A 1,089-nucleotide genomic window follows, 5' to 3' on the forward strand; every position below is an offset into this window, starting at 1 on the left:
CTAGGAGGCCGTCGGACTTGAGCCGCGCGGGTCTATTGCGTCGACCCCGCAGCGCCGTTCGCGGCGGCGCGAGGCGGAGTCTGCCTTTTCGACTCGGCTGAGACCGCTGCGAGTCGCCCAAGACCCGTTGCAAGGCCAAGTTGTCAGGGTCGTGGAGAGCATCTGCCTCCCTCTTTATGCCGCCCGCAGCACATGCAGCCGCTTGATATTCCAAGCCATCGTCACCAGCGACCATTCGCCGCGCGCCTTGTCCAGCCCGCGCATGCTCATCTGGCTCCAGCCCATCACGCGCTTGATGATCCCGAACACCGGCTCCACCGTCTGCTTGCGGAGTCCATACAGTACTCGACCCTCTTTCGTCCCCAGCCGATGGGCCATCCTGACCACCGGATCGTCGGTTTCAGGCGCCGGCGCATCCGGCGCGAAGCGCTGGAGCACCGGAATATGGTGCGATTCGCGCTTCATCGACAGCATCGGCTCGATTCCCTGCGCCTCGCACGCATTCACATTGGCCGCGCTGAAGTAACCCGTGTCTCCCAACAGCGTCGAAACCTGTCCGAGCCCCTCCGGCAGAGCCTGAACCTTATCCAGTATCGGTGTGATTTCGCGCTTGTCGTTGGGCGCCTGTGAGACGTTGTGGACCACCACCAACATGGTCTCGGTATCCACCGCAGCCTGGGCGTTGTAGCTTTGCTCGAAGCCCCCGCTCGAGGTGGGCATGATGCGCGACTCTTCGTCGGTGAGGTTGACCTGGTCGCTGGCCTTGGGACCGCTCGCCGGTGGCTGCGGGTCCGGCCCGCGCGGCTTCTTGCCCTCATCGCGCTGCCCTTGGCGCTTGGCGCACTTGGCCTCGTACTCCTGCTGCTCGACGGCGTGCCGCTCGCGCGCACGCTCCTCGATCTTGGCCTTGGCTTGCGCGATGGCGCCCAGGCGCTTCTCGCGCCGCGCGATCTCCGCCGGCACATCCAAGCCGTCATTGACAGGACGGCTGTCGCTGTCTTCGGCCAGCTTCAGCAACTGCTGCACTTCTTCGCGCAACTGTGCCTCGATCTTGTTGGCGTGCTCCCAGGACAGCGCCTTGTGCTTGCT

1 protein-coding gene is annotated in these 1,089 nt (G+C 64.8%); it reads right to left on the reverse strand.

Annotation, left to right across the window (positions count from 1 at the left end):
• Positions 1-174: 174 nt before the first annotated feature.
• A partial coding sequence (locus tag NFX52_RS30310; protein ID WP_055392817.1) for a transposase occupies positions 175-1,089 on the reverse strand: 915 nt, incomplete at its 5' end.

This window comes from Acidovorax facilis, from assembly GCF_023913775.1.
Lineage (GTDB): Bacteria > Pseudomonadota > Gammaproteobacteria > Burkholderiales > Burkholderiaceae_C > Acidovorax > Acidovorax facilis.